Below are 13,933 nucleotides of genomic sequence, written 5' to 3' on the forward strand. Positions count from 1 at the left end.
GGCTCAGCCCGCGGCCAACGCGGCCTGCTGCGCGGCGAACAGCTCGCCGCAGCCCTTCGTGGCCAGCGCCAGCAGCGCGTCGAGTTCGTCGCGGCGGAAGGCGTGGCCCTCGGCCGTGCCCTGCAGCTCGATGAAGCCGCCGCCGTCGTTCATCACCACGTTCATGTCGGTGTCGCAGCCGCTGTCCTCGACGTAATCGAGGTCGAGCACGGGCAGGCCGCCATGGATGCCGGCCGAAACCGCCGCTACCGCGCCGTGGATCGGATCGCGCTTGAGCTCGCCGCGGCCCTGCAGCCAGCGCACCGCGTCGACCAGGGCGACGTAGGCGCCGGTGATGGCCGCGGTGCGGGTGCCGCCGTCGGCCTGCAGCACGTCGCAGTCGAGCGTGATGGTGCGTTCGCCCAGGGCGTCGCGGTCGACGCAGGCGCGCAGGCTGCGGCCGATCAGGCGCTGGATCTCGAGCGTGCGCCCGCCCTGCTTGCCGCGCGAGGCCTCGCGGTCGCTGCGGGTGTGGGTCGCGCGCGGCAGCATGCCGTACTCGGCGGTGACCCAGCCCGCGCCCTTGCCGCGCAGGAAGCCGGGGACCCGGTTCTCGACGCTGGCCGTGCACAGCACCCGGGTTTCGCCGAAGGCCACCAGCACCGAGCCCTCCGCATGGCGCGTGAATCCGCGCTCGATGCGCACCTCGCGCATCTGGTCGGGCGCACGGCCGCTGGGGCGAGGGGTCTGGGACATGTCGATTACCGCTGGAATGGCGCGCGAGTTTACCATCGGCACCCCAACCCACTGGATGCCGGCATGATCCGCAGCATGACCGCCTACGCCTCCGGCGAGCGTACGACCCCCTGGGGCACGCTTGCCTGTGAACTGCGCGCGGTCAACCACCGCTTCCTCGAGGTCGGGCTGCGCGCGCCCGACGAGCTGCGCGTGCTGGAGCCGCAGCTGCGCGAACGGGTCTCGGCGAAGGTGTCGCGCGGCAAGCTCGACCTCTCGCTGCGGCTGCGCAGCGCGGAGGGTGCGGCCTCGCTGCACGTCGACGAGGCGCTGCTTGGCCAGCTGGCAACGCTCGCGCACGATGCCGAAGGGCGCTTTCCCGGCCTGCGCACGCAGTTCGTGGATCTTCTGCAGTTCCCGGGCGTGCTGCGCTCGGCGGCGCCGGAGCCCGCGGCGCTGCAGGCCGAGGTGCTGGCCCTCCTGGACGAGGTGCTCGATGCCTTCATCGCCGCGCGCGAGCGCGAGGGCGGCAAGCTGGTCGCCGCCATGCTGGAGCGCGTCGACGGCATCGCCGCCCGCGCAGCCCAGGTGCGCGACCTCGTCCCCGTGATCCGTGCCGGCCAGCGCACCAAGCTCGAGGCGCGCCTGGCCGACCTCGCGCAGGCGGCGGACCCGGGCCGGGTCGAGCAGGAGCTGGTGCTGGCGCTGCAGAAACTCGACGTCGACGAGGAACTCGACCGCCTCGACAGCCACGTCGTCGAGATCCGGCGCGTGCTCGAGCAGCCCGAGCCCGCGGGGCGCCGCCTCGACTTCCTGTTGCAGGAGTTCAACCGCGAGGCCAACACCCTGGGCTCGAAGTCGGTCGACGCCCGCACCACCAACATCGCGGTGGAGCTGAAGGTGCTGATCGACCAGGTCCGCGAACAGGTGCAGAACATTGAGTAGCGCCGGCCGCCAGGCGCGCGGGACGCTGTTCATCGTCGCGGCGCCCTCGGGCGCCGGGAAGTCGAGCATCGTCAACGCCTGCCTGGCGCGCGACCGCAACATCAGCCTGTCGATTTCGTTCACCTCGCGGCCGCCGCGTCCCGGCGAATGCCACGGGCAGCACTATCACTTCGTCGACGATGCGCAGTTCCAGCGCATGATCGACGCCGGCGACTTCTTCGAGTACGCCCGCGTCCATGGCGACTGGAAGGGCACCGCGCGGCAGTCGGTCGAACCGCAGCTGGCCGCGGGCCGGGACGTGCTGCTGGAGATCGACTGGCAGGGCGCGCGCCAGGTGCGCGCGATGGTGGACGACGCGGTCGGCATCTTCATCCTGCCGCCGTCGCGGGAGGCGCTCGACCAGCGCATGCGCAAGCGCGGGCAGGACAGCGAGGAGGTCATGGCCCGTCGCCTGGCCGCCGCGCGCGAGGAGATGTCGCACTACGACGAGTTCGATTTCGTGATCGTCAACGACGATTTCGACACCGCCGTCGCCGAGATGTGCGCGGTGTTCACGGCCAGCCGCCTGCGCCGCGCCTCGCAGGCCCAACGCCATGCGAACCTGCTGGACGCGCTGCTGCAGGACGAATAGGGCGGGCAGTCGGGCCGCAAGTGGCTGATTCATATGACGTTGCTTGCGAAGCGGGGGGCTTTGCCCTATCATTTCCGGTCCCTTACCCTGCATTGACGGCCCGCCGGCCGCCCGGAGATTTATGGCCCGCATCACCGTTGAGGATTGCCTCCAGGTCATCGACAACCGCTTCGAGCTCGTCATGCTGGCCGCCAAGCGCGCCCGCCAGCTCGCCAACGGCGTCGAGTCGAAGCTCGACAACAGCGAGAACGACGACAAGCCGACCGTGCTGGCGCTGCGCGAGATCGCCGCCCGTACCATCGATGCCGATTTCGTAGAAGCCGTCGAGAAGTCCGAGCGCGAGCGTCGCGAGCGCGAGGCCCTGGAGTGGGCCGCGGCCGAGGTGGTGGCCGACGACGACCTGGCCAAGGGCGACGACATCTGAACCCGGCGCGCGCCGCGAGGCGCCGCGCCGCAGCGACGGCCCCGCCCTGGCGGGGCCGTTTGCATTCCGGGGCCGGCATCCAGGGCGCGGCCTGCGTTGCCGCCCCGCGGGCGCGCGCGTAGGCTCTTCGCATGAATTCCGCCGAGCTAGCGCTGGTGCAGGTTTCCGTGCCTGGGGACGAGGACGTCCCCGGCTACATGCGTGCGCTCGAAACCGCCGCCGCTTACCTTCCGGCGGAACAGCTGCGACTCCTGCGCCGCGCATGGGCCGTGGGCGCGGCGGCGCACGAGGGACAGGTGCGCAAGTCCGGCGAGCCCTACATCACCCACCCGGTGGCGGTGGCCGGTGTGCTGGCCGAGCAGAAGGTCGACATCGAGACCCTGGTGGCGGCGGTCCTGCACGACACCATCGAGGACACGCCGCTGACCCGCGCGGCGCTGGCCAGCGAGTTCGGCGAGTCCGTGGCGGAGCTGGTCGAGGGCGTGACCAAGCTCGACAAGCTGCAGTTCGCCAGCCGTCGCGAGGCCGACGCGGAAAGCTTCCGCAAGATGATGCTGGCGATGGCACGCGACCTGCGCGTGATCCTGATCAAGCTCGCCGACCGCCTGCACAACATGCGCACGCTCGGCGCGCAGTCGGCCGAGGCGCGCGAGCGTATCGCGCGCGAGACGCTCGAGGTCTATGCGCCGATCGCGCAGCGCCTGGGCATGAACCTGATCAAGTCCGAACTCCAGGACCTGGGCTTCCGCGCGCTGTACCCGATGCGCCACCGCATCCTCGACAAGCACATCCGCGCGCAGCCGATGCTGCGCCGCGAGGCCATGGCCAAGATCGAGGCCCAGCTTGCGCAGAAGCTGACCAAGGAAGGACTCGGCTACCGCCTGGTGAGCCGGGTGAAGTCGCCCTGGAGCATCTACAACAAGATGCGCACCGAGGCCAAGACCTTCGAGCAGGTGATCGACGTCTTCGGCTTCCGGATGATCGTCGGCAGGGTCGCGGACTGCTACCACGCGCTGGGCGTGGCGCACTCGGTGTACAAGCCGGTCGATGGCCGGTTCCGCGACTTCATCGCCATCCCCAAGGCGAACGGCTACCAGTCCCTGCACACGGTGCTGTTCGGGCCCTACGGCTCGCCGATCGAGGTGCAGATCCGCACCGAGGAGATGGACCTCATCGCCGAGCGCGGCATTGCCGCGCACTGGGCCTACAAGCACGGCGGCGACGGACCCAACAGCGCCCAGCAGCGCGCGCACTCCTGGATTTCCGGCCTGCTGGAGACGGAGAGCGACACCGGCTCGTCGCTGGAATTCCTGGAGAACGTCAAGGTCGACCTGTTCCCCGACGAGGTCTACCTGTTCACGCCCAAGGGCGCGATCATGTCGCTGCCGCGCAATGCCACCGCGATCGACTTCGCCTACTCGGTGCACACCGACGTCGGCAACCAGGCCGTGGCGGCGCGCGTCGACCGCAGGCTGGTGCCGCTGCGCACGCGCCTGGCCAGCGGCCAGACGGTGGAGATCGTGACCGCACGTTCCTCGCAGCCGCGGCCGCAGTGGCTGGAATTCGTGGTCACCGGCAAGGCCCGCACCGCGATCCGGCAGCAGCTCAAGCAGCTCGAGCATGAGGACGCCGTGCAGCTGGGACACCGGATGCTCGACAGCGCGCTCGAAGACCTGGACAGCTCGCTCGAGCGGCTGCCGGCGGCGCAGCTCGAGGCCTACCTCGCCGAGCACCGCTACCCGCGGCTGGAGGCGCTGCTGTCCGACGTCGCGCTGGGCAACCGGATGCCGGCTCACGTGGCGCAGTCGCTCAGCCGCAAGGATCCGGCGAGCACCCGCGCGCACCATCGCGAAGACCGCATCCTGATCACCGGCGCCGAACGCGGCGTGGTGACCTTCGCCAACTGCTGCATGCCGATCCCGGGCGACGAGATCATGGGCTACCACACCGCCGGCCGCGGCGTGATGGTGCACCGGATCGAGTGTCCCAACGTGGCCGAGTACCGCAAGTCGCCCGAGCGCTGGGTCGACATCGGCTGGGATCGCGAGGTCACCGGCGACTACAACGTCGCGCTGCGCTTCCAGGTCGAGAACCGTCCCGGCGTGCTGGCGCAGGTTGCCGCGGCGGTGGCCAAGGCCGATTCCAATATCGACGCGGTCGAATACCTGGAGCGCGACACCAACGTCGCGGTGATCCAGTTCGCGATCGAGGTCCGCGACCGGACCCACCTGGCGGACGTGATCCGCAAGGTGCGCAGGCTCGGCGTGGTCCACGGCGTGCAGCGCCAGTAGTTCGCGTCGTGCGCGCCGGCGTTGGCCGCGATGGCCGCGGGCGCGGGCGGCGGTCATAATCGCCTGCCACGCATCGAAGGATCCACGCATGCCCAGGCAACCCGTCCGCACCGCCGACGCGCCCGCCGCCATCGGCCCGTATTCGCAGGCCACGCGCTGCGGCAACACCGTCTTCCTGTCCGGGCAGATTCCGCTCGATCCCGCCACCGGCGAACTTGTCGCCGGTGATCTCGCGGCCCAGGCGCGCCGCGCCTTCGACAACCTGCGCGCGGTCTGCCAGGCCGCGGGCGGCTCGATGGATGACGTCGCCCGCGTCGGCCTGTACCTCACCGACCTGTCGCAGTTCGCGGTCGTCAACACGGTGATGGCCGAGTACTTCGCCGAGCCGTATCCCGCGCGTTCGACCATCGAGGTGTCGGCGCTGCCCAAGGGCGCGCAGTTCGAGGTCGACGCGGTGATGGTCCTCGACTGAAGCAGTGGCAGCCCCCAGGCGCACGCGCGGCACGCCGGCGCCCGGACTGGCACCGGACGGCGCGACCGCACTGTCGGCGCTCGCCGGCGTGGGTCCGAGGGTCGCGGAAAAGCTGGCCGCGCGCGGGTTGGACACCCTGCAGGACCTGTGGCTCCAGCTTCCGCGTGGATATGAAGACCGCACGGCGCTGACACCGATCCGCCTGCTGCAGCCAGGCGTCGCGGCGCAGGTCGAGGGGCGGGTGGAGGCGGTGGAGCGGGGCTTCCGCTACCGCCCCTTGCTGCGGGTGGCGCTTGGCGATGATTCGCGCGCGACCCTGGTGCTGCGTTTCTTCCATTTCCGCGCCGCGCAGGCCGCGCAGTTCCAGCCCGGCGTTCGCGTGCGCGCCTATGGCACGCCACGGCCGGGGCAGCGCGGCCTCGAGATCGTGCACCCGAGCTACACGCTGCTCGACGATGAAGACGTCTCCGGTCTTGGTGATCGACTGGATCCCGTGTATCCGGCCGTCGAGGGCGTCGGCCCGGCGACCATGAAGCGCCTGATCGCGCAGGCGCTCGACCGGCTTCCCGGCGATGACGTGCTCGAGCTCCTGCCGCCGGCGCTGCTGCGCGAACACCGCCTGCCCGGGCTGCGCGAGTCGCTGCTCACCGTGCACAGGCCGCCGCGCGACGCCGACGTCGCTGCGCTGCTGGCCGGCACCCATCCCGCGCAGCGGCGGCTGGCGCTCGAGGAGCTGCTTGCCCATCACCTGAGCATGCGGCGCCAGCGCATCGCCCGCCGCGCGCACGCCGCGACGCCGCTGGCGGATGCGACTCTCGCCGGGCGCCTGCGCAAGCAGCTGCCGTTCGCGCTGACCGGCGCTCAGGAGCGGGTGTTCGCCGAAGTGCATGCGGACCTCGCGCAGCCCGTGCCGATGCTGCGTCTGGTGCAGGGCGACGTCGGCTCCGGCAAGACCGTGGTCGCCGCGCTGGCGGCGCTGATGGCGGTCGCTGAAGGTCGCCAGGCCGCACTGATGGCACCCACCGAGCTGCTGGCCGAACAGCACCTGGCCAACCTGCGCGCGTGGCTCGAGCCCTTGGGCATCGAGGTCGCGTGGCTTGCGGGCAAGGTCACCGGCCGCGCGCGCAGCCGCGCGCTGTCCGATGTCGCCGATGGCAGCGCGCAGGTCGTGGTCGGCACGCATGCGCTGATGCAGCAGGGCGTGGTCTTCCATGACCTGGGGCTGGCGATCGTCGACGAGCAGCACCGCTTCGGCGTGCACCAGCGGCTGGCCCTGCGCGACAAGGGCGGCGAGGGCGGGCGCGTGCCGCACCAGTTGGTGATGACCGCGACGCCGATCCCGCGCACCCTGGCCATGGCCGCCTACGCCGACCTCGACGTGTCGGCGATCGACGAGCTGCCGCCGGGCCGCACGCCGGTGCAGACCGTGGTCATGGCGGAAGGCCGTCGCCCTGAGCTGATCGAGCGCATCCGCGCCGCGTGCGCGGAGGGGCGCCAGGCCTACTGGGTGTGCACGATCATCGACGAGTCCGACGAGGTCGTCGCGCAGGCCGCGCAGGCAACGTACGAAGGCTTGTCCACCGCGCTGCCCGAACTGCGCGTCGGCCTGGTGCACGGACGCATGAAGGCCGCGGAAAAGCAGGCCGCGATGCGCGCTTTCAAGGAGGGCGACTGCGACCTGCTGGTGGCGACCACGGTGATCGAGGTCGGCGTCGACGTGCCCAATGCCTCGCTGATGGTGATCGAGAACGCGGAGCGCCTGGGACTGGCGCAGTTGCACCAGCTGCGTGGGCGAGTGGGGCGCGGCAGCGCGGCGTCGAGCTGCGTGTTGCTTTACCAGCCGCCGCTGTCGGCGATGGCGCGTGAGCGCCTGGAGACCATGCGCGAGACCGGCGACGGTTTCGTCATCGCTGAGAAGGATCTCGAGCTGCGCGGTCCCGGCGAACTGCTGGGCACGCGGCAGACCGGGCTGGCCGCGTTCCGCGTCGCCGATCTCGCACGCGATGCCGGCATGCTGCCGCTGGTGCATGAGCTCGGCGAAGGCCTGTTGCGCGACCAGCCTGCGCTTGCCGAGCGCCTGGTGGATCGCTGGGTGGGCGGCGCCGCGCGGTACGCATCGGCCTGATCGGGGATAATCGCCCGATGGACGAACGCATTCCGCTGCTGATCGATACCGACCCGGGCGTCGACGACGCCCTGGCCCTGCTGATGGCCTTCGCCGATACGCGGCACGAGGTCGTCGGCCTGACCATCGCCGCCGGCAACGTCGGCCTGCGGCACACGGTGGCCAATGCGCTGAAGCTGTGCGAAGTGGTGGGCCGCGACGACGTGCCGGTGTTCCCGGGCTGCGACCGTCCGCTGCTGCACCCTTCGCCCGACGCCGCCAACGTGCATGGCCGCGACGGCTTCGGCGACGTCGGCCTGGCGCCGGCGGCGCGCGGTGCCGAGTCGCGCCACGCGGCCGAGGCCATCATCGAGCTTTCGCATCGCCATGCCGGGCGCCTGCTGCTGGTGACCCTGGGCCCGCTGACCAACGTCGCGCTTGCGCTGCGCCTGGATCCCACGCTGCCCACGCGAGTGGCGCGGCTGGTGGTGATGGGCGGCGCGGTGACCGCGCACGGCAACATCACGCCATCGGCGGAGTTCAACGTGTTCTTCGATCCCGAGGCCGCGCACATCGTGTTCGAGGCCTTCCCGCGCTTTGATCTGTGCGACTGGGAGGCGACGCTCGCCCACGGCTTCCTGCTGGGCGATGCGGAGCGCTGGCTGGCCGCGCCCGGGCCGGTGGCGGCGTTCTACGAAGCCGTGTCCCGCCATACCCGTCGGTGGTCGGAAGATGCGCGCGGCGAGCGCTGGCACTCGGCGGACGCGCTGGCGATGGCGATGGCCCTGCAGCCGGACGGCGTGCTCGAAGCGGCCGAGCGTCCGGTGGAGGTGGTGCTGGGTCATTCCCCGGCGCGTGGCGCGACCCTGGTGGACTGGCAGCGCCAGCTCGGGCGGCCGGACCGGGCCAGGATCCTGCTCCGGTATGACCAGGCCCGGCTGGAGGCCCTGGTGCGCGCGGCACTGACCTGAGCGTAAAGCGCAGGAAGGCTTGCGGGGTCTGGAACTGCCCGCTATAATGCCGCTCTTTCCTTGCTCACTCTGGTGCCGCCATGAAGGCCGACATCCACCCCCAGTACCGCGACGTCGTCTTCCAGGACGTGACCTCGGACTTCAAGATCCTCACCCGTTCCACGCTCTCCAGCAAGGAGACCGTGAAGTGGGAAGACGGCAATGAATACCCGCTCGTCAAGATCGAGGTGTCCTCGGCTTCGCATCCGTTCTACACCGGCCAGAACAAGCTGATGGACACCAGCGGCCGCGTCGACAAGTTCCGCAAGCGCTACGCCAAGTAAGCGCCGTCGCAGTCCATGTCCAGATGGCCGCCGCAAGGCGGCCATCGTCGTTGCAGGCGGATGCATTGTCCCGTGTCGCCCCACTGAAAGTGGATACGGCGGCGCACGTCGCTATGCGATAATTGCGGCATCGCGCCAGAGCCGCGATCCGCCCGATCCCCCGCTGCCCGCGCCCCCGCGCCGCGGCGCGACGCAAAGATAAGGAGTGCGACGAGTGTCCGCCAACGAGAACAAGGCCGGCGTCGAGCCGTCCATCGCCACCCTGCAGGTCGCCGGTACCTCGGTCGAGCTGCCGGTCCTGAAGCCCACCCTCGGCAACGACTGCATCGACATCGCGAAGCTGCCCAAGGCCACCGGGCGCTTCACCTACGATTCCGGCTTCACCGCCACCGCCAGCTGCAAGTCCGCCATCACCTATATCGACGGCGATGAAGGCGTGCTGCTGTATCGCGGCTACCCGATCGAGCAGCTGGCCGAACACTCGAACTTCCTCGAGGTCGCCTACCTGCTGATGAACGGCGAGCTGCCGGACAACGCCCAGATGGCCGCGTTCGACCACGACGTCACCCATCACACGATGATGCACGAGGCGTTCAAGAGCTTCATCGGCGGCTTCCGCCACGACGCCCATCCGATGGCGATGCTGGTCGGCATGCTCGGCTCGATGGCGAGCTTCTACCACAACGACCTCGACTACGACGATCCGGAGCAGCGCCGCCTGGCCGGCATCCGCCTGATCGCCAAGCTGCCGACCATAGCGGCTGCGTGCTACCGCTATTCCATGGGTTGGCCGGCGAACTATCCGCGCAACGACCTCGGCTACGTCGAGCGCTTCCTGCACATGATGTTCGAGCTGCCCAGCGGTCCGCTGGAGCTGTCGCCGGTCGCGGCGAAGGCGATGGACCTGCTCTTCATCCTGCACGCCGACCACGAGCAGAACGCGTCCACCTCGACCGTGCGCCTGGTCGGTTCCACCGGCGCCAATCCGTACGCGTGCATCGCCGCCGGCGTCGCCGCGCTGTGGGGGCCCGCGCATGGCGGTGCCAACGAGGCCGTGCTGAAGATGCTCGCCGAGATCGGCGACGTGAAGAACGTGCAGTCGGCCGTCGACCGCGCCAAGGACAAGGAGTCTGGGTTCCGCCTGATGGGCTTCGGCCACCGCGTCTACAAGAACTTCGACCCGCGCGCCCGGATCATCCGCGAGATGACCCACAAGGTGCTGGGCGAACTCGGCATCGACGACCCGATGCTCGAAGTCGCGATGCGCCTGGAAGAGGCCGCGCTGAAGGACGACTACTTCGTGCAGCGCAAGCTGTACCCGAACGTCGATTTCTACAGCGGCATCATCTACAAGGCGCTGAAGATCCCGACCGAGATGTTCACGGTGATGTTCGCCATCGCGCGCACCGCCGGCTGGGTCTCGCACTGGCTCGAGCAGCAGACCGACCCCGAGTTCAAGATCGGCCGTCCGCGGCAGATCTACACCGGCTCGGCTTCCCGCGACTACGTCGGCGTCGACAAGCGCTGAAGCTCCCTCCAGTGTCCATGATCACGCCCCGCACCCGCGGGGCGTTTTCTTTTCAACGGGAGTACTCCCATGCCGGTCCAGTGAGCGACGGATGCCATGCATGCGCATCGCTGGGTTCGGGAGATCCTGCGATGGTCCTGGCGACCGGGAGTCGAGTCAGCGGCGGAGGCCCGAGGACGCATGGTCGGAGATTTCCTCCGCTGCCATGAGCTCACGCAGCTGCGCCTGCGATGCGCGCTGCATTGGCCGCTCATCGATGCCTGACAGCGGCGCCTGGCGCAATGCGTCCAGCGGCAGCACCGTCAGGTCGAAGGCGAGATCGTCGGCACTGAACAGCCACACAGGGGCGTCGTGTTCGCGGGTGCGGTCCAGGCGTACGCGGCGAACGCTCGCCTCGGCTGGAACGCCGGCGTCGGCGAGGAATCGCGCGACGTCATCGGCGTCATCGGCATACAGGTGCAGTGTCACCGGCGTGTGTGAATCAGCCGTACCGTCGAGCACGCGCCCCACCAGCCGCGGTTGGAAGCGTTCGAAGAATGCCAATGAGTGCAGTGCGGCCTCGCGGCGGACGCGCAATGCGTGGGTTTGGCTGCCGCCCAGGAACAGGCGCTGGTACTCGCGCAGCGCGTCCTCGATCTCGCGGTTGCGCGGCAGCGAGGCGTCGTCGTGGATGCCGAGGCGTTCGGCCGCTTTGAGCTTGGCCTGGTGGTAGTCCCGGATCCCGCCTTCAGCCATCAGCCGGGCGGCCTCGTGAGCGAGGCGGTGCCGGCGTTCGCGTGTATGGCGCTCGGCGCGTTGTCGGGCTCTATGCATGGCGGGGCCTCCCTGCTGGCCCCGCCAAGCCTAGCGGATGCGCGCGTCAGAAGATGTCGAAGGCTTCCTCGGCCGGCATCGCGTCGTCGAAGGTATCGAAGCTCGATTCCATGCGCTCCAGGTCCTCGGCCTTGACCCACTCGGTGATCCCGCCTTCGCCGCCGGCGAGCAGCTGCCCGCTGTTGCTGACCGAGACCTTGACCATGCCGGGAGGCGGTTCGTTGGTGGCCAGCGGCATGCCGTCGAGCGCCACGCGCATGTAGTCGATCCAGATCGGCAGCGCGGACCGGCCGCCGTATTCGCGGTTGCCCAGCGAGCGGTTGTCGTCGCGACCCACCCACACCACCGTCGAAAGGCTGCCGCCGAAGCCCGAGAACCAGGCGTCGCGGTGGTCGTTGGTCGAGCCGGTCTTGCCGCCGACGTCCTCGCGCCCCAGTGCCTTGGCCTGCGTACCGGTGCCTCGTTGCACGACGTCGCGCATCATCGAAACCAGCTGGTAGGCCACCCGGGGATCGATCGCCCGCGGCGCGATCACGGCGTCGGGATCAGGCTCCGTGGCCGGTGCTTCGCTGCTGGCTTCGGCGACCACCGCGGGCGCCGCCGGGCCGAGGTTGAAGCCGTCGATGACGGTGGCGGGAACCCCGGGCGCGCCGCCGGCGCCACAGCTGCGGCAGGCCACGGCCGGGTTCTCCTTGAAGATCACCTGGCTGTCGCGGTCGCGGACCTCGTCGATGTACCAGGGCGTCACGCGGAAGCCGCCGTTGGAGAACACGCTGTAACCGCGCGCGACGTCAAGGGGCGCGAGTGACGGCGTGCCGAGCGCGATCGACAGGTTCGGAGGCAGCTCCGATTCCTCGAAGCCCATGTGGCTGATGTAGCGGCGCGCGTAGTCGACGCCGATCGAGTCGAGCAGGCGCACCGAGACCAGGTTGCGCGAGCGCACCAGGGCCTCGCGCAGGCGCATCGGTCCGAGGAACCTGCCGTCGTCGTTCTGCGGACGCCAGTCCTGGCCCCGGCGCATGCGGAAGACCACCGGGGCATCGGGCACGATCGAGGCGGGATTGAAACCACGCTCGAACGCCGCGGCATAGATGAAGGGCTTGAAGCTCGAGCCCGGCTGGCGGCGCGCCTGGGTGGCGCGGTTGAACTTCTGGCCGGCGAAACTGAAGCCGCCGATGAGCGCACGCAGCGCACCGGTGTCGTGCTCCATCGATACCAGCGTGGCCTGCGCGCGCGGCAGCTGGTCGAGCTGCCAGGTGGGCAGGGCATCGGCCGGTGGCGGTGCGCCGTCCTTGCCCTGCGGCTCGATGCGGCGAACGCGGGTGAGGTCGCCGCGCTTCAGCAGCGCCGCCGGGTTGCGCCCGGTCCAGCGGCTGGACGCGGCATCGAGCGTGACCATGGTGCGGTCGGACAGGACCACGTCGGCGGTGCCGTTGTCGGCGCGCAGGACGACGGCCGGCAACAGGTCCGACTGCGCCGGGATGCCACGCAGGCGCGCGGCCGCGGTGGCGGCGTCCTCGTCGGCTGCCAGCTCGAAGCTCTGTTCGACCTTCGCCCAGCCGTGGCGGTGGTCGTATGCCAGCAGGCCGCTGCGCACGGCCGCTTCGGCGGCGGCCTGCTTGACCGGGTCGATGGTGGTCGTGACGTGGTATCCGCGAGTCAGCACGTCGCCGCCGTAGCGCGCGATCATTTCCTGGCGGACCATTTCGGCCACGTAGGGGGCGTAGACCTCGACGGGGCGCTCGTGAGGGCGCGCATGCATCTCGACCGTCTGTGCCGCGGTGGCCTCGGCACGGCTGATGAATCCAAGGTCCGCCATGCGCTCGAGCACGTAGTCGCGTCGGATGCGCGCACGCTCGGGGTTGGAGACCGGGTTGCCGCTGGAGGGGAACTTCGGGATCGCGGCGAGCGCCGCGACCTCGTCGAGGTCGAGCTCGGACAGCTGCTTGCCGTAGTAGAACTCCGCCGCTGCCGCGACGCCGTAGGACCGGTTGCCGAAGAAATTCTTGTTGAGATAGAGCTCGAAGATCTCGTCCTTGCTGAGCTCGCGCTCCATCTTCATCGCGAGCAGCATTTCCTCGAACTTGCGCGTGTAGCTGACCTCGGGGCTGAGGTAGAACTGCCGCGCCACCTGCTGGGTGATGGTCGAGCCGCCCGGCACGCCTTCCTTCGAACCGGTCTTGGCGATCAGCCAGATGGCGCGCGCCACGCCCTTGTAGTCGACGCCGTCGTGTTCGTAGAAGCGGTTGTCCTCGATCGCGATGAAGGCCTGCTTGATCGCCTCCGGAACCTCTGCGATGTCGACCGGGTAACGCCGCATCTCGCCGAACAGCGCCATCAGGCGGCCGTCGTTCGCGTAGACGTACATCGGCTCCTGCAGTTCGATGTTGCGCAGGCTGTCGACTTCGGGCAGGCGCGAGGACACGACGTAGTACAGCGTGCCCGCGGCGAGCAAGCCGAGTATGGTGGCAAGGATGGCCAGCAGCAGCAGCCAGCGGAACAGACGGCGGAAACGTGACATCGATGGGGTCCTGGGCCGGGTCGGGCCTTGGCGGGCCGTGGAGAGTCGCGCAGTATATATAGGTGGGCCGGACAACCGCGGAGCGCCGGCCCAAGGGTGACGTAGAACGTCAAGACGTGACCGAACGCGCAATGCAGCACGCTTTGGGGTGCCGCTTGTTGCCATTCGGTAAAAACTCCGTTATTTAATGCGTCGG

General features: G+C 69.6%; 12 protein-coding genes. 9 read left to right on the top strand and 3 right to left on the bottom strand.

Translation table 11 applies throughout. The annotated features are described in order from the left end of the window. Positions 1–3 precede the first annotated feature (3 nt). Positions 4–735 carry a ribonuclease PH gene (gene rph / locus ACW5E8_RS08135; RefSeq protein WP_456964953.1) on the bottom strand — a complete coding sequence of 244 codons (732 nt, stop codon included), beginning with the start codon at positions 733–735 and terminating at the stop codon, positions 4–6. Positions 736–798: 63 nt separating this feature from the next. Here rph and ACW5E8_RS08140 point away from each other — a divergent pair, with 63 nt between their 5' ends. The 9 genes from ACW5E8_RS08140 (at position 799) to ACW5E8_RS08180 (ending at position 10,403) form a co-directional block, all read left to right on the top strand. Beyond that, positions 799–1,659: a YicC/YloC family endoribonuclease gene (locus ACW5E8_RS08140; protein WP_456964954.1), complete on the top strand. Its 861-nt coding sequence runs from the start codon at positions 799–801 to the stop codon at positions 1,657–1,659. Then, positions 1,652–2,290 (top strand): guanylate kinase, encoded by a 639-nt coding sequence (gene gmk, locus ACW5E8_RS08145; protein WP_456964955.1) that lies wholly within the window; start codon positions 1,652–1,654, stop codon positions 2,288–2,290. The genes ACW5E8_RS08140 and gmk overlap by 8 nt, the downstream gene beginning before the upstream one ends. 121 nt (positions 2,291–2,411) lie before the next feature. Further along, complete coding sequence (gene rpoZ / locus ACW5E8_RS08150; protein WP_456964956.1) at positions 2,412–2,714, top strand: DNA-directed RNA polymerase subunit omega; 303 nt, start codon at positions 2,412–2,414, stop codon at positions 2,712–2,714. Positions 2,715–2,845: 131 nt separating this feature from the next. Further along, positions 2,846–5,005 carry a RelA/SpoT family protein gene (locus ACW5E8_RS08155; protein ID WP_456964957.1) on the top strand — a complete coding sequence of 720 codons (2,160 nt, stop codon included), beginning with the start codon at positions 2,846–2,848 and terminating at the stop codon, positions 5,003–5,005. 88 nt (positions 5,006–5,093) lie between these two features. After that, the gene (locus ACW5E8_RS08160) at positions 5,094–5,477 is read left to right on the top strand and encodes a RidA family protein (RefSeq protein ID WP_456964958.1); all 384 of its coding nucleotides are present in this window, start codon (positions 5,094–5,096) and stop codon (positions 5,475–5,477) included. 4 nt (positions 5,478–5,481) lie between these two features. Then, complete coding sequence (gene recG, locus ACW5E8_RS08165) at positions 5,482–7,602, top strand: ATP-dependent DNA helicase RecG (protein WP_456964959.1); 2,121 nt, start codon at positions 5,482–5,484, stop codon at positions 7,600–7,602. 17 nt (positions 7,603–7,619) lie between these two features. Next, positions 7,620–8,552: a nucleoside hydrolase gene (locus ACW5E8_RS08170; RefSeq protein ID WP_456964960.1), complete on the top strand. Its 933-nt coding sequence runs from the start codon at positions 7,620–7,622 to the stop codon at positions 8,550–8,552. 80 nt (positions 8,553–8,632) lie between these two features. Continuing rightward, positions 8,633–8,875, top strand: coding sequence for a type B 50S ribosomal protein L31 (locus tag ACW5E8_RS08175; protein ID WP_132985584.1), 243 nt, complete (start codon positions 8,633–8,635; stop codon positions 8,873–8,875). A 253-nt stretch (positions 8,876–9,128) separates the two neighbouring features. Beyond that, on the top strand, positions 9,129–10,403 hold the full coding sequence (locus tag ACW5E8_RS08180) for a citrate synthase (RefSeq protein ID WP_456965272.1): 1,275 nt from the start codon (positions 9,129–9,131) through the stop codon (positions 10,401–10,403). 156 nt (positions 10,404–10,559) lie between these two features. On the opposite strand, the gene ACW5E8_RS08185 is transcribed toward ACW5E8_RS08180, so the two are convergent. Further along, positions 10,560–11,216: a hypothetical protein gene (locus tag ACW5E8_RS08185; RefSeq protein ID WP_456964961.1), complete on the bottom strand. Its 657-nt coding sequence runs from the start codon at positions 11,214–11,216 to the stop codon at positions 10,560–10,562. A 46-nt stretch (positions 11,217–11,262) separates the two neighbouring features. Then, complete coding sequence (locus tag ACW5E8_RS08190) at positions 11,263–13,737, bottom strand: penicillin-binding protein 1A (RefSeq protein WP_456964962.1); 2,475 nt, start codon at positions 13,735–13,737, stop codon at positions 11,263–11,265. Positions 13,738–13,933: the final 196 nt, after the last annotated feature.

The organism is Luteimonas sp. A649, from assembly GCF_054072735.1.